The following is a 25,761-nucleotide window of genomic DNA, read 5'->3' on the forward strand; positions in this document are numbered from 1 at the left end:
CGACAGTCTCATCCATGAGCCAGCATGCCCCTTCCCCGTTGGATGAGACCGCCGACCCGCAAAAGCTCAGGGTCCTGGTTGTCGACGACGACCCGGACTCGGCAGAGTCACTGGCGTTCAGCCTGCAGCTGGAGGGCCGGCAGGTGCGCTATGCCACCTGTGCCCGGGACGCACTCAAGGTGGCGGAGACCCTCTCCCCTCACTTCGCGCTGATCGACGTCTTCATGCCTCAGGTCGACGGGCACGCCTTGGCCGCCGAATTGCGGCAGCGCTTCGGCCATCAGATCGTCGTTGTCGCGGTCACCGGCGCGTTGAAGAGCGTTGAGCTGAACGCTTTTGATCACCATCTGATGAAGCCCATCAACTTCATGCAGCTTGACGAGTTGCTGTCCCAACAGCGGCGCAGCAGTTGAGTCGCCCTGGCGCTTGATCCCGCGACTGGCTCAGTACTCGTCCCGCTCCACGCCGACATAGCCGGGCGCGAGGTTCTCGAACTTTGTGTGCATGCGCTGGAACATCAGCTTCACCGTGCCCACCGGGCCATTCCGCTGTTTCGCGATGATGATCTCTGCCACCCCAGGCTCCTTGCACTCGTCCTTGGTGTAGTACTCGTCACGGTAGATGAACATGATGATGTCCGCGTCCTGCTCGATGGCGCCGGACTCGCGCAGATCGGACATCATGGGCCGCTTGTCCGGCCGCTGCTCGACCGAGCGGTTCAGCTGCGACAGCGCGATGACGGGGCACTTCAGCTCCTTGGCCAGCGCCTTCAGGCCGCGCGAGATCTCGCCGAGCACGGTCGCACGGTTTTCCTCGCTGCCGCCACCGTTGCCACTCATTAGCTGCAGGTAGTCGATGACGATGAGGCCGAGCTGGCCGCAGATGCGCGCCTGCCGACGCGCGCGGGCGCGCACCTCGCTGGGCGAGAGGCCGGGGCTCTCGTCGATGAAGATGCTGGCCTTGCCGAGCTTGTCGACGGCTTCCGATAGACGCCCCCACTCGTCGTCCTTGAGCTGACCGGTGCGCAGATGGCTTTGGTCGATGCGGCCGATGGAGCCCACCATGCGCAGGGCCAGCTGGGCAGCGCCCATTTCCATCGAGTAGATGACGACTGGCAGGCCTTCATTGATGGCCACGTTCTCGGCGATGTTGACCGCGAACGCTGTCTTGCCCATCGACGGGCGCGCCGCCAGCACGATGAGGTCGCCGCCCTGCAGGCCGGCGGTCTGCCTATCAAGATCGTAGAAGCCGGTGCGCACGCCGGTCACGTCCTGGGCGCCGCTCTCGGCCAGCTCGTTGACGCGATCGATCAGCGCCACGACGAGGTTATCCATGCTCTGGAACCCCTGGCGGCTGCGCGAACCCTCCTCGCCGATGCGGAAGATCTTGCCCTCGGCCTCGTCGAGGATCTGCGTGACGGCGCGACCCTGCGGATTCATCGCAGCGGTGGCGATCTCGTCGCTGGTGGCCACGAGCTTGCGCAGGATGGCCCGCTCTCGGACGATCTCGGCATAACGGCGCAGATTGGCGGCGCTGGGAACGCTCTGCGCCAGCGCATTCAAGTAGGCCAGCCCGCCGCATTCCTCGGCGCGGCCCACGGAAGTCAGTTCGTCAAAGACGGTGACCACGTCAGCCGGCTTGCCCGCGTTGATGAGCTTGCCGACGGCCGCGTAAACATGCTTGTGCTCGAAGCGATAGAAGTCGCTGTCGGTCAGCAGGTCGGCGGCCTTGTCCCAGGCCGAGTTGTCGATCAGCAGGCCGCCAAGCACGCTCTGCTCGGCCTCCACCGAGTGCGGCGGCACACGCAGACGCGCGACTTCATCGTCATAGGGGGCGGTGGAAGATGAAGCAGGAAAGATCGCGGACATGCCTGTGGATAAAGCTGTGAACGGACTGGGAGTAAGCGGTGGACCGGGCGGGAAAACCTGGTCCAGAAAGACAGAAGGCCGAAACCCCGTGGGGCATCGGCCTTCTTTGGATGTTGCGGCCTTCCAGGCCGCAGCGCAAGCCGCTTTTACTCGGCTTCTGCAACCACCTGAACGCTGATCTCGACGACCACGTCCGTGTGGGCAGCGACGCTCACCGGGAACTCACCGACGGTCTTCAGCGGGCCGTTGGGCAGGCGCACTTGCGACTTGGCGATGGGCGAGCCCATCTTGGTCAGCGCGTCGGCGATGTCGGCGTTCGTCACGGAACCGAACAGGCGGCCGTCCACACCGGCCTTCTGGGCGATGCGAACGGTCTTGCCGGCGAGCGCTTCGCCCAGCTTCTGGGCTTCGGCCAGCTTGGCGGCGGCAGCCTTTTCGAGTTCGGCGCGCTTGGCTTCGAATTCCTTGATCGCGACTTCGGTGGCGCGGCGCGCCTGCTTGGTTGGGATCAGGAAGTTGCGGGCATAACCGTCCTTGACCTTGACGACATCGCCGAGGTTGCCAAGGTTGGCCACTTTTTCGAGCAGGATCACTTGCATGTCGTCAGCTCCTTAGACCTTGTGCTGGTCGCTGTACGGCAGGAAGGCCAGGAAGCGCGCACGCTTGATGGCAACCGTCAGCTGACGCTGGAAGAAAGCGCGCGTGCCGGTCAGGCGAGCGGGCGTGATCTTGCCGTTCTCAGACACGAAATCGCGCAGCGTGTCGATGTCCTTGTAGTCGATCTGCTCGACACCGGCGACGGTGAAGCGGCAGAAACGCTTGCGACGGAACAGCAACGATTGTTGGTTGCGCTTGGGCTTCTTGTCTTTGGAGAAGCGACCTTTACCACGTGGCGGGGGCATAGAGGACCTCTGTTAAATCTATCCGGATTCAATGATTTCCGGGTTCTTGTGGAGCAGCCGGTTCGATCACGGTGACGTGGGCGATGAAGCCCCGGCCATTGCGCTGGTGGGTCAGGAAACCGCGGAACACCGCGATGCCACCGACTCCCAGCGCCTGCAACTGCTTGGCCAACTCGCCCACCGCGACCGCCTTGATCTCCAGGGAGACCTTGCGCGGCTTGCCGGCTTCGATGACTTCGGACTCGGCCTTCAGGCTTGCGTCCAGGGCCATCAGCCCGGCGGGTGTGTAGCGAACTTGTCCGAGTTGCTGGATCTGTGCCTGCAGGTGAAGCTGGTTCACGCTAGAGGCAAGCTGCTCGAAAAACCTGGTTCTTTAGCGATGAGCGTGGGCTCAGGCCGCTTCTTGCTGTTGCGGCGCCTTGCGGGCTTCTTCGCGCTCGACGGCCTTCATCATGACCGAGGGGGTCGAGATGGCCTTGTCCTGAACCACGGTGAGGTGGCGCAGCACGGCATCGTTGAAGCGGAAGCCGGTCTCGAGTTCAGCGAGGACTTCCTTGCTGCACTCGATGTTCAGGCACAGGTAGTGGGCCTTGGCGAGCTTCTGGATCAGGTACGCCATCTGACGACGGCCCCAGTCCTCGACCCGGTGCACGACACCGCCACCAGCGGTGATCAGGCCCTTGTAGCGCTCCAGCATGGCCGGAACCTGTTCGCTTTGATCCGGATGGATCAGCAGAACGATTTCATAGTGACGCATGAATACTCCTTGTGGATTCCAGCCCAGCGCTGTCGAAATGAACTGCCGGGCTGTGGAAGCCGAATCACAGCGTCTACTCGTGACTCGGCAAGGGGGAACCAGCGATTCTAGCCGGAGATGGCCGATCCACCAACCGGGCTCTGTCCTCAGGGCCGCTGTGGGCTGCGCAGCGCGTCGACAAATTCGCGCTGCCGAGCAGCGGGCGGCGCGGTGATCAGGCTTACCAGCACCAAGGCCAGGGCTCCGGCCGGTACGCCGAACAGGCCGGCCGACGCCGGCTGAATTCCCCAGAACAGCGTCACCGGGCCGGGCAGGCCAACCAGCGCCCTGAGCCCCGGGTGAGCCACGACGAGATAGATGACGCAGACGCCCAGACCCGTGAGCATGCCGGCCAGCGCACCGGCCCGGTTCGCCCGGCGCCAGAACACGCCTGCGACCAGCGCAGGGAAGAAAGTCGAGCCCGCGATGGAGAAGGCGGCCGTGACCACGGCCAGGATGTCCGCCGGGCGGCTGGAGGCCACCGCCGCCGCCGCCAGCGCCGCAGCCAGCAGCAGCGCCTTGGACAATGTGACCCGCCGGGTGCGCGAGGCCTCGGGATTGATGGCCTTGTAGTAGAGGTCATGCGACAGCGCGCTGGAAATGGCCAGCAGAAGGCCATCTGCCGTGGACAGCGCCGCTGCCAGCCCGCCAGCCGCAACCATGCCCGAGATCACATATGGCAGGCCGCCCAGCTCAGGCATGACCAGCATGACGAGATCCGGGTGCAGGCGCAGTTCGCCCAGTTGGAGCCGACCATCGCCGTTCAGGTCGACGGCCGACAGCAGGGTCGGGTCAACGCGCTGCCACTGGCGTATCCAGGCGGGCAGTTGGTCAAAGCTCGTGCCGACGAGGCCATTGAAGACTTCGGTCTTGACCATGACGGCGAGGGCCGGCGCGGTCAGGTAGAGCAGGCAAATGAAGACCAGCGACCAAGCCACCGACTCGCGCGCTGCCGAGACCGAAGGGGTCGTGTAGTAGCGCGTCAGCAGGTGCGGTAGGCCGGCCGTGCCCACCATCAGGCACAGGGCCAACGCGATGAAGTTGCGACGCGCCTCGCTGGCCTGTTCGCGCTCGGCCGGCGTGCCGTCGGGGTTGCCTGCAAACGGTTGCGTGTGCGGCACGAGGCCGGACAGCGGCTGGGCCAGGCGGATCTCGCTGGCCTGATCACGCCGCCAACGCTCCTCGGCCTCAGCCGGCGTGCGGGGCAGGGCCGCCCGCTGCTTTTCGGCGGCCTGGATCTGCGCCAGCGGCGCATCCGCGGCCTTCAATGCGGCGACGCTGGCCGCCGCCTTCGCCTGTTCCTCGGCCAGTGCCTTGGGCACGTCGGCCAGACGCATCACGGCTGCTTCGGCGCGCTGCTGATGGATGGCACGCACCTGCAGCTCGGCCGGGTCGCGGATCAGCTCGCTCTCGCGCTCGGCGAGCTGGTGCAGTTGCTGGCCGTAGACCAGTTGGGGCAGCGGCCAGCCCGTCTGCTTGACGCTGAGCCAGATGACCGGCACCAAATAGGCCAGGATCATGATCAGGTACTGCGCCACCTGCGTCCAGGTGACGGCACGCATGCCGCCGAGGAAGGAGCAGACCAGCACGCCGCCCAGGCCGACGAAGACGCCAACCTCGAAACCCAGGCCGGTCAGCCGTGTGGTGATGAGCCCGACGCCATAGATCTGGGCGACCAGATAGACGAACGACACCAGGATGGCCGCTGCGGCGCCGACCAAGCGCAGCGTGCGGCTGTCGAAGCGCTCCGCCAGGAAATCGGCCAGCGTGAACTGGCCGAAGCGGCGCAGATAGGGCGCGATGCACAGGGCGACCAGCACGAAGCCCCCGGTCCAGCCCAGCACGTAAGCCAGGCCGGCATAGCCGCTGGCGTAGAGGGTGCCGGTCAGGCCGATGAAGGTCGCGGCGCTCATCCAGTCGGCACCCGCGGCCATGCCGTTGTAGAGCGGCGGCACGCGGCGCCCGGCGACGAAGTACTCCGCCGGGTCGGTCGTGCGGCACAGGATGCCGATGACGGCGTAGACGAGCACCGTTGCGCCGAGGAAGGTGTAGCCAATCCAGGCTTTCGGCAGGCCGCGCTGCTCGGCCAGGCCCAGGCCGATGACGAGGGCGATGAAGCTCAACGCAAAGAGGGCGTAGCGGCGATGGAGTTGGCGAGCGGGGCCTGAAAACATGGCCGCGATCATGGCAATAAAAAGCCCGGGTCCCCTTGCGGAGAACCCGGGCTGATCAGGAACGAAGCCTGATTACTTGGCCGCCAGGCGCTGCCAGGTCTCGATGACCGTGTCGGGGTTCAGCGAGATCGACACGATGCCCTCCTCCGCCAGCCAGTCGGCGAAGTCCGGATGATCGCTTGGCCCCTGCCCACAAATGCCGATGTACTTGCCGGTCGCTCGGCAGGCGCGGATGGCGCGCGAGATCATGGCTTTCACCGCCGGGTCACGCTCGTCGAAGTCGCCGGCCAGTTGCTCCAGGCCGGAGTCGCGGTCCAGGCCTAACGTGAGCTGTGTCAGGTCGTTGGAGCCGATGGACATGCCGTCGAAATGCTCCAGGAACTGCTCGGCCAGGATGGCGTTGCTGGGCACCTCGCACATCATGATGATGCGCAGGCCGTCCGTGCCGCGCTTGAGGCCGCGCTCGGCCAGCATCTCGACCACGCGCGAGGCCTGCTTCACCGTACGGACGAAGGGCACCATGATCTCAATGTTCGTGAGCCCCATGTCCTTGCGCACGCGCTTGAGCGCCTCGCACTCCATCGCGAACGCGTCCTGGAACTCGCCGCTGATGTAGCGCGACGCACCGCGGAAGCCCAGCATGGGGTTCTCTTCGTCCGGCTCGTAACGGCTGCCGCCGATGAGCTTGCGGTACTCGTTGGACTTGAAGTCCGACAAGCGCACGATGACCGGGCGCGGGAAGAACGCGGCGGCAATCGTCGCGATGCCTTCGGCCAGCTTGTCGACGTAGAAGGCACGCGGCGACGCGTGACCGCGGGCGACGGACTCGACGGCCTTCTTCAGGTCGGCATCGATGTTCGGATAGTCCAGGATGGCCTTGGGGTGGACGCCGATGTTGTTGTTGATGATGAACTCGAGCCGGGCCAGGCCCACGCCTCCTGAGGGCATCTGCGCGAAGTTGAAGGCCAGCTGCGGGTTGCCGACGTTCATCATGATCTTGATGGGGCAGTACGGCAGCTCGCCGCGGTGCACCTCGCTGATCTCGGTCTCCAGCAGGCCGTCGTAGATGTAGCCGGTGTCGCCCTCCGAGCAGGCGACTGTGACCAACTGGCCGTCCTTGAGCTTGTCGGTCGCGTCGCCGCAGCCAACCACCGCCGGGATGCCCAGTTCGCGCGCAATGATGGCCGCGTGGCAGGTGCGGCCACCGCGGTTGGTGACGATGGCGCTGGCGCGCTTCATGACCGGCTCCCAGTTCGGGTCGGTCATGTCAGTGACGAGTACATCCCCGGGCTGCACGCGCTCCATCTCGGCCACGCTGTCCACCAGGCGAACCGGCCCGGTGCCGATCTTCTGGCCAATGGCACGACCTTCGGCCAGCACGGCGCTGTGAGCCTTGAGCTTGTAGGCCAGCTCGACCTGGCCGGCCGACTGGCTCTTCACCGTCTCCGGGCGGGCCTGCAGGATGTAGATCTTGCCGTCCACGCCATCGCGGCCCCATTCGATGTCCATCGCACGGCCGTAGTGCTGCTCGATGATCAGCGCGTACTGGGCCAGCTCGGTCACCTCGGTGTCATTCAGCGAGTAGCGGTTGCGCTGCTCGGGCACCGTGTCGACGGTCCGCACCAGCTTGCCGCTTGCCGCCTTTTCTTCGGGCGTCGCGAACTCCATGCGCAGCAGCTTGGAACCCAGGTTGCGGCGGATGATGGCCAGCTTGCCGGCCTTCAGCGCGGGCTTGTGGACATAGAACTCGTCCGGGTTCACGGCGCCCTGCACCACCGTCTCGCCCAGGCCGTAGCTGGACGTGATGAAGACGACGTCCTGGAAGCCACTTTCGGTATCGATGGTGAACATGACGCCGGCCGAACCGAGGTCGCTGCGCACCATGCGCTGCACGCCGGCGGACAACGCCACATCGCCGTGCGCAAAGCCCTTGTGCACGCGATAGCTGATGGCGCGGTCGTTATAGAGCGAGGCGAACACTTCACGCATCTTGTGCAGCACGTCGTCGATGCCGACGACGTTTAGGAAGGTTTCCTGTTGGCCGGCAAAAGATGCGTCGGGCAGATCCTCGGCGGTCGCGGAAGACCGCACCGCGAATGACACGCCGGGGTTGTCGGACGTCAGCTGGTCAAACGAGGAACGCACTGCAGCTTCCAAGTCGGCCGGGAAGGGTTGCTTCTCGATCCAGCCGCGGATCTCGGCACCGGCCTCGGCCAGGGCACGGACGTCGTCGGTGTTCAGCGTGGACAGCCGCGCCGCGATGCGCGCGTCCAGCCCCTCGTGTCTCAGGAACTGCCGGAAGGCATGCGCCGTGGTGGCGAACCCTCCGGGGACGCGCACGCCGCTTGCGGCGAGCTGCGAGATCATTTCGCCGAGGCTGGCGTTCTTGCCGCCAACAGACTCGACGTCGGTCATCCTCAGGTTCTCAAACGGTACGACCAGGGCGGTCGCCTCGAACAGGGTGGACATGGGAAAACTCCGGGAGGTTGAAAAACCGGTGTCGTCGCGTCGTCCTGGCCCAGGACCGAGCTGAAAAGCTCAAGGCAGGCGCTGCTCCGTCCATTTCTGGATTCTTCTAGGAGGAAGGAGAAGCGCATGGGCTGATCGCGAGGAATTGCGGCCGATTCTAGGCGTTGGGTTTCATGCAGTAACGGCGCGGCGGTGTGCAATAAGTCCCTGACCGGCCTCGTGTCCCCTCTTTCCGGGTGGCGTGAAAACGTTGTCAGGCGACTGATTGAAGTCAAGCCCGTAGTCCTCTAGCTATGCACAATGCCCGCGTGACCCGCGACGACGACAGCCCCGAAGAAGTCAACCCCCATTACCTCGACCATGTGATCCATGTGTCGGAGTCGCGAGCCGTCGAAGCCAGTGAAGACATCGTCAGCCAGAACGGCATCAAGCTGCTCGCCAAGGGCGCCTTGATCAATGCCAAGGTGCGCGACCGGCTGCTGATGCACAAATTGCAGAAGCCGCTCGAGGACTGCATCCAGGTCACCGAGGGCGTCATGCCGGAAAGCTTCGGGCCATTGGGCGAAGCGCTGCTCGAACAGCATCCACTGCTCAAGGCAATCTGTGCCCACGACCTCTACCCCAGCGCACCGATCACGCTGGCCACGCTGAAACTCAGCGTGCCTGTGCAGTCGCTCCTGACGGTCTATGCCGAGCACCAGGGCGACCGCCTCAAGCACACGGCCGGCGTGGCCATGCTCGCACTGGCACTGGCTCGGCGCATGCTTCCCGGCGAGACCGAGCAGCACCGCATGCTGGCGCTGGCAGGGCTGCTGCACGATGTGGGCGAGCTCTACATCGACCCGCAGTACATGCGCCCCGGTACGCCGCTGGGGCCGCGGGAATGGCGCCATGTCGCTTCTCATCCGGTGGTGGGCGAGCGCGTGCTGCGCGGCATGAGGGGGGCCGGCCGAGACATCGCGAACGCCGTGCTGCACCACCACGAGCGCCTGGATGGCTTTGGCTATCCACGTGGTGTTCAGGGTGCTGCCCTGCCCATGACGGGGCAGATCCTTGCCGCTGCCGAATGGCTGATGGCCTTGATCGAAACGAGCATGACCCCGATGACGCGAGCCAGCGTGGCCACACGCCTCATCCCAGGTGAATTCAGCCGCGAACTGACCGAGGCCATCGCCACGGCTGCGGCGGCCGGTCCGGCGCCTATTGCGGTTCCCGACCCTATGCCGCTGGAGTCGGCGATCCCGCGCGTCATCGGCATCGCCTCGGCGCTGGAGCGGTTTCAGCAATCGCGCCCCTGGATCGACGAGCGCCTGGCTGCCGCCAAACCGGCCTTGCGCGCGGTGCTCGAAGCCGGCCTGCAACGGCTGCTGCGCATCCAGACGGCGTTTTCCAGCACCGGGCTGGATGCCCACGACCCTGATGCCCTTGTCGCCGAGCTTGCCGACCAGCGCGACCCAACGCTGCAGGTCGAGCTGATGACCGTCGTCGGCGAACTCGAATGGCGGCTGCGCGAGCTTGAGCGTGAGTCGCTGCTGCGGGCCGGCCTGCTGCCGCCCGCGGAAAGCGCCGTCATGCGCGAGCTGATTGCCAGGCTCAAGGGCGAAGCCTGAGCGCTGGCTATCATGGCCGCGACCACACTTCGCGAGCCACCGTCATGACCGCCAGAACCGTTTATTTCGTCTCTGACGGCACCGGCATCACCGCCGAAACCTTCGGCAATTCCATCCTCGCCCAGTTCGCCATCAAGGCGCGGCACGTGCGCCGGCCCTTTGTCGACTCGGCCGACAAGGCCCATGCTGTCGTCACCGAGATCAACGAAGTCGCCGAGCGCGAAGCGCATCGGCCCATCGTTTTCGCGACGCTTGTGGACCGCGACGTGCTCAAGATCGTGCGCGAGCACTGCCAGGGCCGGGTGATGGACATGTTCGGCACCTTCATCGAGCCGCTGGAAGACGAGTTCGGCATCAAGAGCAACCACCGGGTGGGGCGCTTCTCAGACGTGGCCGAAAGCCAGGAGTACCACGACCGCATCGAAGCGATCAACTTCTCGCTGGCCCATGACGACGGCCAGAGTAGCAAGAACCTGGACGTCGCCGACGTCATCCTTGTCGGCGTCTCGCGCTCCGGCAAGACGCCGACGTCGCTTTATCTGGCCATGCAGCACGGCATCAAGGCGGCCAACTACCCGCTGATCCCCGAGGACTTCGAGCGCCGCAAGCTGCCGCCTTCGTTGATGCCGCACCGGCGCAAGTGCTTCGGGCTGACCATCGATCCCGAGCGCCTCTCCTCCATCCGCAACGAGCGCCGCCCGGGCAGCAAATATGCCGACCTGCTCAACTGCCGCTACGAAGTCAACGAGGCCGAGGCCATGATGAAGCGCGAGGGCATCGCCTGGCTGTCGTCCACGCACAAGTCCATCGAAGAGATCGCCACGACCATCCTGCGGGACATCCGGCCGGACCGTTTGATGTACTGAAGCCGGCATCTGCGCTGGCGTTCGTTCTCACCGCCAAGCGCACCGGGGTGCTACGCCGGGTTATCGCGCTCGCCCTTTGACGTCAAGACGCCAGCATCGACGCGTTCACAGCCCCGCACTCTGCATCGGTCGTCATCGAAGATCACGATGAACCAGAACGACTGCGCCGGTGCCCCATGCACTTCGCTGAGCTCCGAGGCCGGCTTGGACAGCTTCAACCGGAGATCCAGTGACAACTCTTCGGCTGCTGCCAGGTCCTCACGTGCCACCGCCTGCAGTTCAACAGGCTCATCGCGGAAGTCCAGCACGACCACCAGGTCGTTGGTCTTGAAGTGGCGTTGCGCGGCCTGCGCATAAGTGGTGACGCGCTCGTCGAGGAGGTCCTGGATGCGGTCGGGAATGGATGGGCTCACGGGTTCCATGATGACTCAGACCCCACGTGCAGGTATCAGCTCACGGTACACACCCATGTAGCGCTCGGCCGCAGCGTCCCACCCGAAGCGCTGCCGCATCGCCACATCCTGCACGCCCGCCCAGTACGTCTGCCGGCTCCAAAGCGCAAATGCGCGGTGCAACGCGCGCCGGTAGGCATCGGCCGTGAAGTCGTTGAAGACAAAGCCGGTGGCAGTGCCGGCGGCAAGGTCTTCCAGCGTCGTGTCGACGATGGTGTCGCCCAGGCCACCGACGCGGTGCACGAGAGGCAGCGCACCGTAGCTGAGGCCGTAGAGCTGGGTCAGGCCGCAGGGCTCGAAGCGGCTGGGCACCAATATGATGTCGCTGCCGGCATAGATGCGGTGAGCCAGCCCTTCGTCCATGCCGATGCGGCGGGCGATTTGGCTCGGGTGCCTGGCCGCAGCATCGCCGAAGGCCGCTTCGAGACGCGCATCGCCGCTGCCCAGGATGACCAACTGGCCGCCTGAGCCGATCAGGTCGTCCAGCGCCTCCAGAACCAGCGGCAGGCCCTTCTGCTCGGTCAGTCGGCTGACGATGCCGAAGAGCGGGACCGCGGGATCCACCGCCAGGCCGCATTCGCTTTGCAACGCGGCCTTGCAACGGGTCTTGCCCGAGGCGTCACCGGCGTCGTAGCGCGCGGCGATGGCGTCGTCATGGGCGGGCGACCAGACGCCGTAGTCCACCCCGTTCAGGATGCCGTGCAGCGCGCTCGCGCGGCGGCGCAGCAGGCCATCCAGGCCACAGCCCTGGTCAGGCGTCTGGATCTCGCGCGCATAGCTCGGGCTCACCGTCGTGATGGCGTCGGCGAAGTGCAGGCCGGCCTTCATGAAGCTGACCTGGCCATAGAACTCCAGGCCCTCGACGGCGTAGTGCGCGGGCGGCAGGCCGAGGTCGTAGAAGTGGTCGGCAGGGAACAGACCCTGGTAGGCGAGGTTATGGACCGTGAATACCGTGCGCGCCTCGGTACGCCGGCGCGAGCGGCTGGCTGCAACGTGCGCGCAGGCAAGGCCCGCGTGCCAGTCATGGGCATGCACGATCTCGGGCCGCCACGCCGGGTCCACGCCCTCGGCCAAGCGGGCAGCAGCCAGGCCGAGCAGCGCGAAACGGCGATGGTTGTCGGCATAGGCGATGCCGCCCGCGTCCGCATACGGGTTGCCGGGGCGGTCGAAGAGGCCGGGCGCATCCAGAACATAGACCGGCATGTCGAAACCCGGCAGCCGGCCACGCAGCAGCGCCGCCCTGCCCTCGCTCCACGGCAGTGCGACGGGGGCGACGGCGCATTCCTGGCTCAAAGCTTCGCGGACGGACGGAAAGCCCGGCACCAGCAAGCGCGGCTCCGCACCGACGTTGGCAAGCGCAGCGGGCAAGGCACCAGCCACGTCGGCGAGGCCGCCGGTCTTCAGCAGCGGAAAGAGTTCCGCGCTGACCTGCAGTACACGCGTCACAGCTTGGCCAGCATCTGCTTGGTGACGAGCACGACGCCGTTCTCCGTACGCTCGAAACGCGCTGCGTCCGCAGCCGCGTCTTCCCCGACGACGAGGCCGTCAGGGATCTCGCAGCCCCGGTCGATGATGACCTTGGTCAGCCGGCAGTGCCGCCCCACGCTGACGCCGGGCAGCAGCACGCTCTGGTGGATGTTGCAGAAGGAGCGGATGCGCACGTTGTTGAACAGCACCGACTGAACGACATGCGAGCCCGACACGATGCAGCCGGCGCTGACGATGGTGTTGACCGTCATGCCGTGCATGCCGTTATGGTCGGGGATGAACTTGGCCGGGGGCAGCTGGCGCTGGTAGGTCCAGATCGGCCAGTCGGTGTCGTAGATGTCGAGCTCGGGGCTGATCGACGCGAGGTCGAGGTTGGCGGACCAGAAGGCGTCGAGCGTGCCGACATCGCGCCAGTAGGGCGTGGCGCCGTTGGGATTCGTGATGCAGCTCATGCCGAAAGGGTGAGCGACGGCGCGATCTTCGGACACGACCTTGGGAATGACGTCTTTGCCGAAGTCGTGGCTGGAGCTGGGGTCGGCGAGGTCTTCCGCCAGCAGACGGTAGAGATAGTCGGCGTTGAAGATGTAGATGCCCATGCTGGCCAGGCAGACGTCGTCGCGGCCGGGCATGCTGGGTGGGTCGGCGGGCTTCTCCAGGAATGACGTGATGTGCCGCTGACCATCAACCGCCATCACGCCGAAGGCACTGGCCTCGCCCTTGGGCACCTCGATGCAACCGACGGTACAGCCCGCGCCGGTGGCCACATGGTCGGCCAGCATGCTGGAGTAGTCCATCTTGTAGATGTGGTCGCCGGCCAGCACGACGATGTAGTCGGCGCCGGTGCTCTGCACGATGTCGAGGTTCTGGAACACCGCATCGGCCGTGCCGCGGTACCAGCTCTCGTCGTCGGTGCGCTGCTGGGCCGGCATCAGGTCGACGGTTTCATTGAGCTCGGCGCGCAGGAAGCTCCAGCCGCGCTGGATGTGGCGCAACAGCGAATGGCTCTTGTACTGCGTGACGACGCCAATGCGGCGGATACCGCTGTTGACGCAGTTGGACAGTGCGAAATCGATGATCCGGAACTTGCCGCCGAAGTAGACGGCGGGCTTCGCGCGCGAATCGGTCAGCTGCTTCAGGCGTGAGCCGCGGCCGCCGGCCAGCACGAGGGCGATGGCGCGGCGGGCGAGCTGGTGGGGCGAGGCGACGGGGGCCATGGCGGTCTCTCCAAATCGGATGCCTGCAGTTTGCACCGCCCGCTGTGCCGTCCCGCTGGGGGCTTCTCCTCAGAGAGTTGTTTCGGCGCTTTCGTCGGCGGCGGCCTGGGCTAGCGCGCGCTCAAACGCGCTGCGGCTGGGGGTCTCGACAAAGACGCAGCGCTTCTGGTGCCGCTTGCAGTGGTCCTTCACGCGCCAGTAGGCGTCATGGCTGATACAGCCGGTCTGGCAGATGACGAGATCGGCCGCCGCCAGTTGAGGTTCGAGCTGGGCCGGCTTGTGCTCGCTGCCGCCGTCATGGTGCAGGAACTGCGCGCCGCAGCCTTCCACCGCTTGGCGGTACTGCGGCACGCTGCCGCCGCGACCGCCGACGCACAGCACGACCCGTCGCTCCAGCTTGACCGGCATGCTGACGAGCACGTCGATCTCAGGCGCGGGCTCGGGCGCCTCGAACACATCCGGCACCACAGGCAACCGCGCGGCAAGCCGGTTGACCTCGCGCTGCAGCGTCTGGTTGCGCTCGATCTGCTCGGCCAGTCGCTCGCGCAGCGCCTCGCGCTCGGGCAGGTCGGGACGCGCGGCCTGCCAGCGCGCCAGCTGTTCCTGGGCCTGCGCCAGCTGGGTCTGCAGGCTGATCTGCGCGGCGCGCAACTGCAGCTTGTCCCGCTCCCAGGCCTGCTGCTCGCGAGCGTGCTCCAGGCTCCAGGTGGTCACGCGCCGCTGGACCGCGGCGTATTCGCGTGCCAACGCCTGATGCTCGTCGGCCAGCTCGCGGTAGCGGCTCAGGTCCACGCGCTGTGCGGCGCCGACCTGGTGCTGAAGCATGTGGACCTGGCCCAGCACGCGCATCTCCAGCCACTCGTCGCAACGCGCATGCGTCAACGTCGCCCACAGCGCCCCGGCGATGGCCTCGCCCTGTGCCGCGCGGGCGCGCCACCAGGCTGTCAATGACTCGCGGCATTTGGCCTGCGCTGCACTGCGCACGTCGAGCGAGAAACGCTGCTCCAGATCCTTCTGCACCGCCTCCGCCACCGCATTGCGACGCGCGGCCGCCGTCACGAGGCTGCAATGCAGGGTGTAGTCGTCCTCATTGCCTTGCAGCACCAGCAGCCGCTTGGCCAGTTGGCGCACCCGCTCCAGCGGCATGCACACGCCGATGACGGGGCAATGCGCGTGGCTGCCAAGCTCCCAAATGCGGCGACGGCGTGAGCCGGTGGTGGGGGGCATCGCGGCATGCGCGGCGCAACAGCTTTCGGCCATGCGGGGTCTCCGGTGGAGGCGCGGGCGGGCGATGGCTGGCTAGCGCGGGGGTGACGACGGACTACTTCGTCAGGATGAGCTTGCCCTGCGCGGTGACGCGCAGGCGGTAGACCTGCTGGTGATGAACGATCAAGACCTCACCCCGGCGTCCGAGCAGCGCGCCGCTGTCGATACGAGGGACCGCGCCTGCCGCATTGGCAGGACCAGGCAGGAGGTTAGGCGGCGTCAGCGCGTGGAGCGGTGGGACATCAACAGGCATGCAGTCATGTTATTGAGAATAATTCTCAATTGCAAGCGCGAGATGTCCCGCGTGCCAGCGACGAGGGTCAGCAGCGCTGCCGATGACTTTCGTAAAGGCAGATGGCGGCAGCCGCTGCGACGTTGAGCGATTCCTCCCCGCCCGGCTGCGGGATGCCGACGGTCAAGGCGCAGCGGGCCATCAATTCAGCTGACACGCCCCGGCCTTCGTGGCCCATGACCCAGGCGCATGGCGAGGGCAGCGCAACGCCATTGACCAGTTGATTGGTGTGAGAGCTGGTGGCTACGAGGGGGACGGCCAGCGCGGCCAAGTCCTCGGCCACCAAGCCTTCGACCAGGCGCAGGCCGAAATGGGCGCCCTGCCCGGCGCGCAGCACCTTGGGAGACCACAACGCCGCCGTGCCTTTGATCGCCAGGACCTGCTGCACACCGAAGGCAGCGGCACTTCGCAGGATGGCGCCGACGTTGCCGGCGTCCTGCAGACGGTCCAGCACGACGCTGGCGACGTGGGCATCGATGGCCGGCGCGTCGGGCAGCGTCAGCTCCGCGCCGATCTGGGCGGGCGACTCCAGGCCGCTCAGGCCCTTGAACAGCGCCGTCGGCACGACCAGCGCCCGGGGTGCGGACTGGGCCAGCGCCGCCAAAGTTGCGTCCTGCAGTGCCGCGTCGGTCAACACGACCAGGGCCGGCTGCCAGCCGCGGTGCAGGGCCGCGCGCAGCAGGTGGTCGCCTTCGACCCAGACGCTGCCCGTCTTGCGGTAGCCGTTCGCGTCGGCGGAGAGCTTGCGCAGTCGGACGAGGGCCGGGTTGTCGCGCGACGTGACGGGGTCGAGCTTCATGCCAGCGGGTTCTTCGTCACGTCCACGCAGACCTCGCGCACTGGCGCGAAGCTGCGGCGGTGCCAGGGGCTGGCGCCATGTTGCTTCAATGCGGCCAGGTGCTCGGGCGTCGAATAGCCCTTGTGCGCGGCAAATCCGTACTGCGGATGGCTGTCATGCATCTGCTCGCAGAACAGGTCGCGGGCGACCTTTGCCAGGATGCTGGCCGCCGAGATGGCCTGCACGGTCGCATCGCCCTTCACGATGGCCTCGGCGGGGACGGACAGCACCGGCAGCCGGTTGCCGTCGATGCGCACGAAGGCCGGCTTGAGCCGCAGCCCGGTGACCGCACGCTGCATGGCCAGCATGGTGGCCTGCAGGATGTTGATGCTGTCGATCTCCTCGTGCGTGGCATGCGCGATGCAGCAGCACAGCGCCTTGGCGCGGATCTCGTCATAGAGACGCGCGCGCTTGGCCGGTGTCAGCATCTTGGAGTCGGCCAGGCCCTTGATGGGCTGCAGGTCGTCGAGGATGACAGCGGCCGCGAACACAGGCCCTGCCAGCGGGCCACGGCCAGCCTCGTCCACGCCGGCGATGAGGCCGGGCGGCGTCCAGTCGAGCGTGACCTGCTCAGGCTTGGAGGAGCGTCTCGATGGCATCGCTGGCGCGCTGCGCGGTGTCTTGGCGCAGCAGCTCGTGGAGTTGGACAAAGCGTTCGTGCAGGACCGCGCGGCGCGGCGCATCGGCCAGCAGGGACTCGGCCTCGCGGGCGAGGTTCTCAGGCGTGCAGGCCTGCTGGATCAGCTCGGGCACGAGGAACTCGCGCGCCAGGATATTGGGCAGGCCCACCCACGGCAGCAGGCCCCGGCCCTTCATGCGCCACCAGTTCAACGCATTCATTCGATAGGCGATGACCATGGGGCGCTTGAACAGCGCCGCCTCCAGCGTGGCGGTGCCACTGGCCACCAACGTCAGGTCGCAGGCCGCCAGCACCGCATGGGACTGGCCGTCGACGAGCTTGATGTCGGCGCCGCCCATGTCCTTCAACATCGGCTCGACGAGGCCGCTCAGGCCGGGCACCACGGGCATCACGAACCTGCGGCCGGGCCTGGCCAGCAGCCTGGCCGCGGCGATCAACGCCGGCGCGATGTAGTTGATTTCGCTCTTGCGGCTGCCGGGCAGCAGCGCGATCACGGTGTCTGATTCGGAGAGACCCAGCGCATCGCGCGAGGCCCCACGCGGCGGCTCCAGCGGGATGGTGTCAGCCAGCGGGTGGCCGACATAGGTCGCACCGATGCCGGCCTTGTGCAGGATCTCAGGCTCGAAGGGGAAAAGGCAAAGCACATGGTCGGCCGCCGCCTTGATCTTGACGACCCGCTCGGGCCGCCAGGCCCAGATGGACGGGCAGACGAAGTGAACGGTCTTGATGCCGGCTTCGCGCAGCCGCGTTTCCAGCCCGAAATTGAAGTCGGGCGCGTCGACGCCGATGAAGACATCCGGCCGGTTCGAGATGAGGCGGGTGCCGAGCTGCTTGCGAATGGACAGCAGCTCGCGGATGTTCAGCAGCGCATCGACGTAGCCGAAGATGGACAGCTTGCTGTGCGGCCACCAGGTCTCGAAGCCCTGGGCGATCATCTTCGGGCCGCCAATACCCTGGCTGCTCAGCCCCGGCCAACGCGCACGCAACCCTTGCAGCAGGAGGCTCGCCAGCAGGTCGCCGCTGGCCTCGCCGGCCACCATGCCCAGGCGGGGCGCGGTCTGCATCGGCTTACCGAACGATGCCGCGCTTGGAGGCGGCAAGGAAGTTCAGCATCAGATCGATGTCGCCATCCGCTGCGCCGCCTTCCGTGCCGCGCAGCGCCGCGATGCCCACCTTGGCTTCATCCAGCGTGTGGCCGCTGCGGTAAAGCAGCTTGTAGATCTGGCGAATGATGCCGATGCGTTCACTGCTGAAATCGCGACGTTTCAGGCCGACCACATTGACGGCGCGTGCAGCGAGCGGGTTGCCGTCCACCGTCATGAAGGGCGGCACGTCCTGGGCCACATGGGCCTGGAAGCCGATCATGGCGTGATCGCCGATGCGCATGCGCTGCAGGACGCCGGTCAGGCCGCCGATGGTGACCCAGTCGCCGACCTGCACATGGCCTGCAAGCGTGGCGTTATTGGCCAGTACGCATTCGTTGCCAATGACGACGTCGTGGGCCACATGGCAGTAGGCCATGATCCAGTTGTCGTTGCCGACCGTCGTCTCGCCGCGGTCCTGCACCGTGCCGATGTTCAGCGTGCAGAACTCGCGAACCGTGTTGCGGTCGCCGATGACCAGCGTCGTCGGCTCGCCGGCGTACTTCTTGTCCTGGTTGGGCGCGCCGATGGAGCTGAATTGGAAGAAGTGGTTGTCGCGGCCAATCGTGGTGTGGCCCTCGATGACCACATGCGGGCCAACTTTGGTGCCGGCGCCAATCTTCACGTGCGGGCCGATCAGCGAGTAGGCACCGACCTCGACCGACGAGTCCAGCTCGGCGGCGGGATCAATCAAAGCTGTGGGATGAATCAAAGCCATGCCAGCTCCAGAGACGCGCGCGCAGGGCGCGCGCTCGAATCCTTCAGCGGCACCCGTGGAACTGGCTTTGCCAGGCCACTGGGTGCGCCCCCTTGAGGGGGAGCGCCGAAGGCGCTACGGGGGTGGGTCATGCCTCGATGCGGCGCATCGTGCACATCAGCTGCGCTTCGGCGGCGAGTTGCTCGCCGACCAGTGCGCGGCCGGTGAACTTGTAGACACCGGCCTTGGCGCGGTCCAGCGTGACATCAAGGATGAGCTGGTCTCCGGGCTCGATGGGCCGCTTGAAGCGGGCGTTGTCGATGCCGGCGAAATAGACCACCGAATTCTCGTCCAGCACCATGTCCATGCTGGCCAGCGACAGCAGCGTCGCGGCCTGTGCCATGGCTTCGAGCACGAGCACGCCGGGCATCACCGGGCGGTGCGGGAAATGACCAAGGAAGAAAGGCTCGTTGATCGAGACGTTCTTGATCGCCCGGATGCGCTCGCCCTTGATCAGCTCGACGACTCGGTCCACCAGCAGGATGGGATAGCGGTGCGGCAGGCGCTTGAGGATTTCGTGGATGTCCATCGTCATCGAGGTCTTGTCGTCGTTCATTTATTTCTTCTCGAGCGCGCGCACGCGGTCGCGCAGGGTGTGGAGCTGGCGCAGGGTGGCCGCGTTCTTCTGCCAGCTCGAATTTTCTTCGAAGGGATGGGGGCCGCTGTAGACGCCCGGCTCATTGATGCTGCGCGTGATGGTCGTGGCCGCCGAGATGTGCACGCCGTCCACCAGCGTCAGGTGGCCGATGATGTTGGCCGCGCCCCCGATGGTGCAGTTGGCGCCGATGCGGGTCGAACCCGCCACCGCTGCGCAGCCGGCCATGGCCGTGTTGCGGCCGATATGCACGTTGTGGGCAATCTGGATCAGGTTGTCGAGCTTGACGCCATCCTCGATGACCGTATCGGCCAGCGCACCACGGTCGATGCAGGTGTTGGCGCCGATCTCGACGTCGTCGCCAATGCGCACGGCCCCGAGCTGTTCGATCTTCACGTAGCCGCTCTGGCTCGGCGCGAATCCGAAGCCATCGGCGCCGATGACGACACCGCTGTGCACGATGCCGCGCGCGCCGATGCGGCAATCGAAGCCGAGCACGACGCGTGGCGAGAGCCGGGTGCTTTCGCCGACGGCAGCGCCGCGTTCGACGATGCAGTGGGCGCCGATGCGCGCGTTGTCACCAATGACGACACCCGCCTCAATCACGGCGAGCGGACCGACTTCCACGCCCCGCCCCAGTCTGGCATCCGGCGACACGATGGCGCTGGGATGCACACCGGCAGCCGCGGCCGGCCGCTTGCGGGCGGCCCACCACTGCGTCAGCCGCGCGAAGTACAGATAGGGATCAGGCGTAACGATGGCCGCGCCCCCCGAGCTGCCACGTTTGGCAGCCGCTTCGGCCAGCGCCGGCGCCACGATGACGCAGCCGGCCGCAGTCGTTGCAAGCTGCGCCTGATAGCGCGGGTTGGCCAGGAAGCTGATGCTCTGCGCATCGGCCTCATCGAGCGGCGCGATGCGGCCGATGCGCACATCGGACCCACCAAGCAAATCGCCGCCCAAGGCGGCGATCAGCTCGGTGAGCGCGACGGGTGTCGAGCTCATGGGGTGCGCGACTTACTTCTGCGCGTTCAGCGCGTCGATCACCTTCTTGGTGACGTCCACGCGGGCGCTGAAGTGGATCGCGTCCTGCAGGATGAGGTCGTACTTCTCGGCCTCGAAGATCTGCTTGATCACGCGGTTGGCTTTCTCGACCACGGCGGAGAGCTCTTCGTTCTTGCGCTGAGTCAGGTCTTCCTGCCATTCGCGGCGCTTGCGCTGCAGGTCGCGCTCCTGTTCGACAACGTCGCGCTGGCGGCGGGCGCGCTCATTCTCGGACAGCGTGGGCGCATCCTTTTCCAGCTTTTCGGCAGCGCCACGCAGCTTGGTTTCCAGATCGCGCAGATCCTTCTCGCGCTTGCCGAATTCGGCTTCCAGCTTGGCTTGTGCAGTCTTGGCCAAGTTGGCCTCGCGCAGCACGCGCTCGCTGTTGACGTAGCCGATCTTCAGTTCCTGGGCTTGCACGGCCGAGGCGGCCACGATCATCGAAGCGGCCAGAGCCGCCGATTGCAAGAGCTTGCTCATCATCAGAATGCAGTCCCGATCTGGAATTGGAATTTCTCGATTCTATCCGTGCGTTGCTTGCGGATAGGTTTGCCATAGCTCAGGCGCAGCGGGCCCATGGGCGAGATCCACGACAGGCCGATACCGGCCGACACGCGCACGGTGTCGAAACTGACCTTCTCGGCGAGGCCCGTGCCCCAGACATTGCCGGCGTCCATGAAGCCGAAGATGCGGAAGCTTTTGTCGTTGCCGCTGCCCGGCACGGGCAGATAGAGCTCGGCATTGGTGTTGAAGCGCTTGCTGCCGCCGCTGTAGGAACCGGTCACATCGACCGGGCCCAGCGAGCCGGCTTCGAAGACGCGCACCGAGCCGAGACCACCGCCGTAGAAGTTCTTGAAGATCGGATAAGGCCTGCCACCCAAGCCGACACCCCAGCCGAGTTCGCTGTTGATGCCCAGCGTGATCTTGTTCGTGATCTCGAAGTAATGCTGGTACTGCAGGTTCAGGCGCGCGTACTGCGCATCACCGACCGGGCTGAACTCGACGTTGACGCGCTGGTAACGCCCCTTCATCGGCGAGATGACACTGTCGCGGCTGTCGCGCTGCCAGCCGATCGTCAGTGGCACGGAGTTGCTGCGCTCGCCGAACTGGTTGCGGAACAGGAAATAGCTGTTGGGCAGGCCCCGCGACGTCGTGAGGTTGGTCTGTTCGTAGCCAAGCCCGAAAAAGACCGTGTCGACCTCGGAGAAGGGCACGCCGAAGCGGATCGCGCCGCCCTTGGTGACGTACTCGTACTCCTCGCCCAGCGTGTTGATCGGGCGCGTGGTGCGGTAGAACACGTCGATGGCGCGCGATACGCCGTCGACGGTGAAATACGGGTCCACCGTGCTGACCTGGAACTGGCGGCCGGTGCTGGCCGTCGCCACGTCGATGCCAAGATAGTTGCCCGAGCCGAACACGTTGTCCTGGCGAATGGAGCCGGTGAAGGACAGCTTGGTCTGGCTGGAATAGCCGGCGCCGACGGTGATGGCGCCGGTGGGGCGCTCGACCACGGTGAGGATGACATCGACCTGGTCCTGGGCGCCCGGCACCTCCTGGGTGTCGATGTTGACTTCCTTGTCCTTGAAGTAACCCAGGCGCTCGACGCGATCGCGCGAAGCCTTGATCTTTTGGCCGTCGTACCAAGCCGCCTCGAACTGGCGGAACTCGCGACGGATGACTTCGTCACGCGTGCGCGAATTGCCCGAGATGATCACCTTGCGCACATAGACGCGGCGCTGCGGCTCGGCGACGAAGGTGACGACGACCTGTCCGGTTTCGCGGTTGATGTCGGGGCGGCTTTCCACGCGTGCAAACGCATAGCCGTAGGTGCCGAACAGGTCGCTGAAGGCCCGCGTCGTTGTCGCGACGGCCTCGCCCTGGTAGGCCTGGCCCGGCTTGAGGTAGACGAGGTGCTTGAAGTCTTCCTCGCGGCCCAGGTAGTCACCTTCGAGCTTGACGCCGGTGACCGTGTAGGGCTGGCCTTCGCTGACCGTGATAGCGACGCTGATGCTCTGCTTGTCCGGCGAGATCGTCACCTGCGTGGAGGTGACGGCGAATTCCAGATAGCCGCGGTTCAGGTAGTGACTGCGGATCGTTTCCAGGTCCGCGTTCAGCTTGGCGCGCGAGTAGCGGTCGGTCTTGGTGTACCAGGTGAGCCAGCCGGTCGTCGTCTGCTCCAGCAGGCCCAGCAGCGTGCTTTCGGAGAAAACCTTGCTGCCGAGGATGCGGATCTCGGCGATCTTGGCCGGCTCACCCTCGGTCACGTTGAAGCTGACGTTGACGCGGTTGCGCTCGATGGGCGTGATGGTCGTCGTCACTTCCGCGCCATAAAGGCTGCGGGTCAGGTACTGGCGCTTGAGCTCCTGCTCAGCGCGGTCGGCCAGGGCCTTGTCGAAGGGCTTGCCCTCGCCGATGCCGACATCCTTGAGCGACTTGGAGAGCGCCTCGGTGTCGAACTCCTTGAGGCCGACGAAGTTGACGTTGGCGATGATGGGGCGCTCGTCGATGATGACGACGACGGCATTGCCCTCGATGCTGATGCGCACGTCCTTGAACAGGCCGGTCGCGAACAGGGCGCGCAGTGCTGCGGCGCCCTTTTCATCGTTGTAGGTGTCACCGATCCGGAATGGCAGCGAGGCGAACACGGTGCCCGGGTCGGTCCGTTGCAGGCCTTCGACGCGGATATCCCGGAGCACGAAGGGATCGACCGCCCAGGCCAGGCCCGACTGGAACATCCCCGTGACAGCCAGAGCCAGCAAGCCGAGGCGGAAGGGGCGACGTGGCGCTCCCGAACTGAAAGGAAAGGACATGGAGACCGGGGGAGTGTCAGTGCCAACCCGCAAAGCGGGAGACGTCGTTGGAAAGGGCCAAGGCCATCATCAGCATCAGGATCAGCGCACCGGCGCGCTGCAGTTGCCGTTGCCACCATTCAGAGACGGGGCGGCCGCTCAGACCCTCGAAAAGATGATACATGAGGTGCCCGCCATCCAGCATCGGCAGCGGCAGCAGGTTCAGCACCGCCAGGCTCAGCGAGATCTTGGCGAGGAAATCGAGATAGGGCGTCAGCCCCGCCTGGGCCGACTGGCCGGCGTAGTCGGCGATGGTCAGCGGGCCACTGAGGTTCTTCGGCGACGCTTCACCGGTGAGGATCTTGCCGATGAGGCGAACGGTCGTGACGGCCATGTCCCAGCTCTGCTCGACGCCGCGCCACAGGCCATCGACGAAGCCTCGGCTGACGAAGACGCGCTCGGGCGGCGAGCCGACACCGATCTGCAGGCGAGCGATGCGCCGGCCCTCTTCTTCGACAAGGCGGGGCGTCGCGTTCAGCTCGACAACCTGGCCGGCGCGCTCGACCCGCCAGGCCATGGCGCGCGGCTGCCCGGCGTCATGGGCGCGGCGAATCGCATCGCGCAGGAAGCTGGCGTCGGGCACGATACGGCCGTCGATGGACAGCACGCGGTCACCTGCTACCAGGCCCGCGGCGGCTCCGGCACCGCCAGCGACGACTTCGCGAATCAGCGGCTCAGCCATCGGCGACAGGCCGATCTCGTTGAACAACTGCGCATTGGGCGCGCGGCCGGCGAGGCTTTCTGTTGGCAGGCGCAGACTGCGGGCCGAGCGGCCCTGGGCGTCGCTGGTCGACAGGTGCAGGGTCTCACCCAGGGCCTGGGCGCGCATGACGGCCGACTGCAAGTCGGGCAGGGATTCGACGTCCTGCCATTGCTGACCATCGGATGACACGGCCCGCACCCAGTCACCCGCCCGCAGGCCCGCGCGTTCGGCCAGCGAGCCGGCCGGTGGCGTACCCAGCACGGCCTTGGGAACCTCGCTGCCCAGCCAAGCCACGGCCGCGAACAGCAGCACCGCCAGCACCCAGTTGGCCGCCGGGCCCGCCGCAACGATGGCCGCGCGCTGGCGCAGTGGACGCTGGTTGTAGGCCTGCTCGCGCTCATGCGGCGCCACCAATCCATCCCGCTCGTCCAGCATGCGCACATAGCCGCCAAGCGGCAAGGCGCTGAGGGTGAACTCGGTGCCATTGCGGCCGACACGCCGCCAGATGACGTGACCGAAGCCGATGGAGAAGCGCAGCACCTTGACGCCACAAGCTCGTGCCACGCGGTAGTGGCCCCACTCATGGACGGCGATCAACAGCGCCAGCGCGACGAGAAAGGCGATGACGGTGGTCATAGCAGCCGCTGCGCATGCTGTCGCGTGCGGGCGTCGAGGGCCAGCAACGCTTCGATGCTGCCGCAGTCATCCGGCTGCACATCGGCAAGGCATTGCGAGTTGATCGCATGGATGCGGTCAAAGCGCAGCCGGCCATTCAGGAAGGCATCGACCGCCACTTCGTTGGCCGCGTTCAGCACCGTGGTGCTGCCCTCGGCGCCCTTGAGCGCGGCCCAGGACAGATGCAGGCCGGGGAAGCGCACCGCGTCTGCTTCCTCGAAGGTCAAGTCGGGCGTCGACAACAGGTCCAGGCGGCTGGCACCCGAAGTGATGCGTTCCGGAAAGGACAGGCCGTAGGCGATGGGCACGCGCATGTCGGGCGTGCCGAGTTGGGCCAGCACCGACTGGTCTCGGCAGACCACCATCGAATGGATGATGCTCTGCGGGTGGATCAGCACCTTGATCTGGTCCGGTGCAAGGTTGAACAACCAGCGCGCCTCGATGACTTCGAGGGCCTTGTTCATCATCGTTGCCGAGTCCACCGAGATCTTGCGGCCCATGACCCAATTGGGATGCGCGCAAGCCTGGTCAGGCGTCACGTCGGCCAGCGTCTTGGGATCGCGGCTGCGGAAGGGGCCGCCCGACGCCGTCAGCACGATGTGGTCGATTCGATCAAGCCAGGCGCTGCGGTCCTCGGGCAGGCATTGAAAGATGGCCGAGTGCTCGCTGTCGATGGGCAGCAGCGTTGCGCCGCCCTGCTCAACCGCCTGCATGAAGAGGGCACCACCGACGACGATGGCTTCCTTGTTGGCCAGCAGCAGGCGCTTGCCGGACCGTGCCGCGGCGATGGCCGGCGCGAGACCGGCGGCGCCGACGATGGCCGCCATGACGGTGTCGACCTCGGGGTGGCCGGCGATGTCTGACAGCGCCTGTGCGCCGTCCAGCACCTCGGTGCGGCTGCCCACCTCGCGCAGCCGTTCACGCAGACGTGCGGCGACCTCGCGCTCGGGCATGACGGCGAAGCGCGGTGCCCACGTCAGGCACTGGGCCAGCAAATCGTCGACACGGCTCATCGCGCTCAACGCGACGACCTCGTAGCGCTCGGGGTGACGCGCGATGACGTCCAAAGTGTTGACACCGATGGAGCCGGTCGAGCCGAGGACGCAAACGCGTTGGCGAGTCAT

General features: G+C 66.2%; 25 protein-coding genes. 3 read left to right on the forward strand and 22 right to left on the reverse strand.

Features of this window, described 5'->3' with window-relative positions; translation table 11 throughout:
* Positions 1–14: 14 nt before the first annotated feature.
* Complete coding sequence (locus ASC81_RS16710; protein WP_162245912.1) at positions 15–413, forward strand: response regulator; 399 nt, start codon at positions 15–17, stop codon at positions 411–413.
* Positions 414–443: 30 nt separating this feature from the next.
* On the opposite strand, the gene dnaB is transcribed toward ASC81_RS16710, so the two are convergent.
* From dnaB to ppsA, 7 genes are all read right to left on the reverse strand, one after another.
* Entirely contained in the window at positions 444–1,868 is a 1,425-nt protein-coding gene (dnaB, locus tag ASC81_RS16715) for a replicative DNA helicase (protein ID WP_056269353.1), read from the reverse strand.
* Positions 1,869–2,014: 146 nt separating this feature from the next.
* On the reverse strand, positions 2,015–2,467 hold the full coding sequence (gene rplI, locus ASC81_RS16720) for a 50S ribosomal protein L9 (RefSeq protein WP_056269355.1): 453 nt from the start codon (positions 2,465–2,467) through the stop codon (positions 2,015–2,017).
* 12 nt (positions 2,468–2,479) lie between these two features.
* The gene (gene rpsR, locus ASC81_RS16725; RefSeq protein ID WP_056269357.1) at positions 2,480–2,770 is read right to left on the reverse strand and encodes a 30S ribosomal protein S18; all 291 of its coding nucleotides are present in this window, start codon (positions 2,768–2,770) and stop codon (positions 2,480–2,482) included.
* Positions 2,771–2,798: 28 nt separating this feature from the next.
* Positions 2,799–3,110, reverse strand: coding sequence for a primosomal replication protein N (gene priB, locus ASC81_RS16730; RefSeq protein WP_056269359.1), 312 nt, complete (start codon positions 3,108–3,110; stop codon positions 2,799–2,801).
* A 51-nt stretch (positions 3,111–3,161) separates the two neighbouring features.
* Positions 3,162–3,527 (reverse strand): 30S ribosomal protein S6, encoded by a 366-nt coding sequence (gene rpsF / locus ASC81_RS16735; RefSeq protein ID WP_056269360.1) that lies wholly within the window; start codon positions 3,525–3,527, stop codon positions 3,162–3,164.
* A gap of 146 nt (positions 3,528–3,673) precedes the next feature.
* Positions 3,674–5,740: a sodium:solute symporter family protein gene (locus ASC81_RS16740; RefSeq protein WP_235533685.1), complete on the reverse strand. Its 2,067-nt coding sequence runs from the start codon at positions 5,738–5,740 to the stop codon at positions 3,674–3,676.
* 72 nt (positions 5,741–5,812) lie between these two features.
* On the reverse strand, positions 5,813–8,209 hold the full coding sequence (gene ppsA, locus ASC81_RS16745; protein WP_056269365.1) for a phosphoenolpyruvate synthase: 2,397 nt from the start codon (positions 8,207–8,209) through the stop codon (positions 5,813–5,815).
* A 308-nt stretch (positions 8,210–8,517) separates the two neighbouring features.
* Between ppsA and ASC81_RS16750 the strand changes: the two genes are divergently transcribed.
* Both ASC81_RS16750 and ASC81_RS16755 read left to right on the forward strand, forming a co-directional pair.
* Positions 8,518–9,819 carry an HD-GYP domain-containing protein gene (locus ASC81_RS16750; RefSeq protein WP_162245913.1) on the forward strand — a complete coding sequence of 434 codons (1,302 nt, stop codon included), beginning with the start codon at positions 8,518–8,520 and terminating at the stop codon, positions 9,817–9,819.
* A 44-nt stretch (positions 9,820–9,863) separates the two neighbouring features.
* Positions 9,864–10,685 carry a pyruvate, water dikinase regulatory protein gene (locus tag ASC81_RS16755; protein WP_056269368.1) on the forward strand — a complete coding sequence of 274 codons (822 nt, stop codon included), beginning with the start codon at positions 9,864–9,866 and terminating at the stop codon, positions 10,683–10,685.
* Between the two features lie 50 nt (positions 10,686–10,735).
* Here ASC81_RS16755 and ASC81_RS16760 read toward each other — a convergent pair whose 3' ends face one another.
* The 15 genes from ASC81_RS16760 to ispC form a co-directional block, all read right to left on the reverse strand.
* On the reverse strand, positions 10,736–11,098 hold the full coding sequence (locus ASC81_RS16760) for a hypothetical protein (protein WP_156392194.1): 363 nt from the start codon (positions 11,096–11,098) through the stop codon (positions 10,736–10,738).
* Positions 11,099–11,113: 15 nt separating this feature from the next.
* Positions 11,114–12,583: a glycogen synthase GlgA gene (gene glgA, locus ASC81_RS16765; protein WP_056269372.1), complete on the reverse strand. Its 1,470-nt coding sequence runs from the start codon at positions 12,581–12,583 to the stop codon at positions 11,114–11,116.
* Complete coding sequence (gene glgC / locus ASC81_RS16770; protein WP_056269373.1) at positions 12,580–13,839, reverse strand: glucose-1-phosphate adenylyltransferase; 1,260 nt, start codon at positions 13,837–13,839, stop codon at positions 12,580–12,582. Before glgC ends, glgA begins: the two co-directional genes overlap by 4 nt.
* 69 nt (positions 13,840–13,908) lie before the next feature.
* Positions 13,909–15,099 (reverse strand): DUF2325 domain-containing protein, encoded by a 1,191-nt coding sequence (locus ASC81_RS16775; RefSeq protein WP_156392196.1) that lies wholly within the window; start codon positions 15,097–15,099, stop codon positions 13,909–13,911.
* 61 nt (positions 15,100–15,160) lie between these two features.
* Entirely contained in the window at positions 15,161–15,358 is a 198-nt protein-coding gene (gene hemP / locus ASC81_RS16780; protein ID WP_056269374.1) for a hemin uptake protein HemP, read from the reverse strand.
* Positions 15,359–15,425: 67 nt separating this feature from the next.
* Positions 15,426–16,196, reverse strand: a complete 771-nt coding sequence (locus ASC81_RS16785; protein ID WP_056269376.1) for an RNA methyltransferase — start codon at positions 16,194–16,196, stop codon at positions 15,426–15,428.
* Positions 16,193–16,834 (reverse strand): ribonuclease HII, encoded by a 642-nt coding sequence (rnhB, locus tag ASC81_RS16790; RefSeq protein ID WP_056269378.1) that lies wholly within the window; start codon positions 16,832–16,834, stop codon positions 16,193–16,195. Before rnhB ends, ASC81_RS16785 begins: the two co-directional genes overlap by 4 nt.
* Positions 16,806–17,939 carry a lipid-A-disaccharide synthase gene (gene lpxB, locus ASC81_RS16795; protein ID WP_056269379.1) on the reverse strand — a complete coding sequence of 378 codons (1,134 nt, stop codon included), beginning with the start codon at positions 17,937–17,939 and terminating at the stop codon, positions 16,806–16,808. Before lpxB ends, rnhB begins: the two co-directional genes overlap by 29 nt.
* 4 nt (positions 17,940–17,943) lie before the next feature.
* Complete coding sequence (gene lpxA, locus ASC81_RS16800; RefSeq protein ID WP_056269381.1) at positions 17,944–18,735, reverse strand: acyl-ACP--UDP-N-acetylglucosamine O-acyltransferase; 792 nt, start codon at positions 18,733–18,735, stop codon at positions 17,944–17,946.
* Between the two features lie 127 nt (positions 18,736–18,862).
* Complete coding sequence (gene fabZ, locus ASC81_RS16805; protein WP_235533686.1) at positions 18,863–19,330, reverse strand: 3-hydroxyacyl-ACP dehydratase FabZ; 468 nt, start codon at positions 19,328–19,330, stop codon at positions 18,863–18,865.
* Positions 19,331–20,371 (reverse strand): UDP-3-O-(3-hydroxymyristoyl)glucosamine N-acyltransferase, encoded by a 1,041-nt coding sequence (lpxD, locus tag ASC81_RS16810; RefSeq protein ID WP_056269382.1) that lies wholly within the window; start codon positions 20,369–20,371, stop codon positions 19,331–19,333.
* A 12-nt stretch (positions 20,372–20,383) separates the two neighbouring features.
* Entirely contained in the window at positions 20,384–20,893 is a 510-nt protein-coding gene (locus tag ASC81_RS16815; protein WP_369820862.1) for an OmpH family outer membrane protein, read from the reverse strand.
* Entirely contained in the window at positions 20,893–23,220 is a 2,328-nt protein-coding gene (gene bamA / locus ASC81_RS16820) for an outer membrane protein assembly factor BamA (protein ID WP_056269386.1), read from the reverse strand. The genes ASC81_RS16815 and bamA overlap by 1 nt, the downstream gene beginning before the upstream one ends.
* Positions 23,221–23,236: 16 nt before the next feature.
* On the reverse strand, positions 23,237–24,598 hold the full coding sequence (gene rseP / locus ASC81_RS16825) for an RIP metalloprotease RseP (protein ID WP_056269388.1): 1,362 nt from the start codon (positions 24,596–24,598) through the stop codon (positions 23,237–23,239).
* Positions 24,595–25,761 (reverse strand): 1-deoxy-D-xylulose-5-phosphate reductoisomerase, encoded by a 1,167-nt coding sequence (ispC, locus tag ASC81_RS16830; RefSeq protein ID WP_056269390.1) that lies wholly within the window; start codon positions 25,759–25,761, stop codon positions 24,595–24,597. Before ispC ends, rseP begins: the two co-directional genes overlap by 4 nt.

The organism is Pelomonas sp. Root405, from assembly GCF_001425165.1.
Taxonomy (GTDB): Bacteria; Pseudomonadota; Gammaproteobacteria; order Burkholderiales; family Burkholderiaceae_C; genus Pelomonas.

Bases quoted from the DNA above. Each gene is read 5' to 3' on its own strand.
- ASC81_RS16710 (WP_162245912.1), top strand. From the start codon at position 15: ATGAGCCAGCATGCCCCTTCCCCGTTGGATGAGACCGCCGACCCGCAA.
- dnaB (WP_056269353.1), bottom strand. From the start codon at position 1,868: ATGTCCGCGATCTTTCCTGCTTCATCTTCCACCGCCCCCTATGACGAT.
- rplI (WP_056269355.1), bottom strand. From the start codon at position 2,467: ATGCAAGTGATCCTGCTCGAAAAAGTGGCCAACCTTGGCAACCTCGGC.
- rpsR (WP_056269357.1), bottom strand. From the start codon at position 2,770: ATGCCCCCGCCACGTGGTAAAGGTCGCTTCTCCAAAGACAAGAAGCCC.
- rpsF (WP_056269360.1), bottom strand. From the start codon at position 3,527: ATGCGTCACTATGAAATCGTTCTGCTGATCCATCCGGATCAAAGCGAA.
- ASC81_RS16740 (WP_235533685.1), bottom strand. From the start codon at position 5,740: ATGTTTTCAGGCCCCGCTCGCCAACTCCATCGCCGCTACGCCCTCTTT.
- ppsA (WP_056269365.1), bottom strand. From the start codon at position 8,209: ATGTCCACCCTGTTCGAGGCGACCGCCCTGGTCGTACCGTTTGAGAAC.
- ASC81_RS16755 (WP_056269368.1), top strand. From the start codon at position 9,864: ATGACCGCCAGAACCGTTTATTTCGTCTCTGACGGCACCGGCATCACC.
- glgC (WP_056269373.1), bottom strand. From the start codon at position 13,839: ATGGCCCCCGTCGCCTCGCCCCACCAGCTCGCCCGCCGCGCCATCGCC.
- ASC81_RS16775 (WP_156392196.1), bottom strand. From the start codon at position 15,099: ATGGCCGAAAGCTGTTGCGCCGCGCATGCCGCGATGCCCCCCACCACC.
- hemP (WP_056269374.1), bottom strand. From the start codon at position 15,358: ATGCCTGTTGATGTCCCACCGCTCCACGCGCTGACGCCGCCTAACCTC.
- ASC81_RS16785 (WP_056269376.1), bottom strand. From the start codon at position 16,196: ATGAAGCTCGACCCCGTCACGTCGCGCGACAACCCGGCCCTCGTCCGA.
- rnhB (WP_056269378.1), bottom strand. From the start codon at position 16,834: ATGCCATCGAGACGCTCCTCCAAGCCTGAGCAGGTCACGCTCGACTGG.
- lpxB (WP_056269379.1), bottom strand. From the start codon at position 17,939: ATGCAGACCGCGCCCCGCCTGGGCATGGTGGCCGGCGAGGCCAGCGGC.
- lpxA (WP_056269381.1), bottom strand. From the start codon at position 18,735: ATGGCTTTGATTCATCCCACAGCTTTGATTGATCCCGCCGCCGAGCTG.
- fabZ (WP_235533686.1), bottom strand. From the start codon at position 19,330: ATGAACGACGACAAGACCTCGATGACGATGGACATCCACGAAATCCTC.
- lpxD (WP_056269382.1), bottom strand. From the start codon at position 20,371: ATGAGCTCGACACCCGTCGCGCTCACCGAGCTGATCGCCGCCTTGGGC.
- ASC81_RS16815 (WP_369820862.1), bottom strand. From the start codon at position 20,893: ATGATGAGCAAGCTCTTGCAATCGGCGGCTCTGGCCGCTTCGATGATC.
- bamA (WP_056269386.1), bottom strand. From the start codon at position 23,220: ATGTCCTTTCCTTTCAGTTCGGGAGCGCCACGTCGCCCCTTCCGCCTC.
- rseP (WP_056269388.1), bottom strand. From the start codon at position 24,598: ATGACCACCGTCATCGCCTTTCTCGTCGCGCTGGCGCTGTTGATCGCC.
- ispC (WP_056269390.1), bottom strand. From the start codon at position 25,761: ATGACTCGCCAACGCGTTTGCGTCCTCGGCTCGACCGGCTCCATCGGT.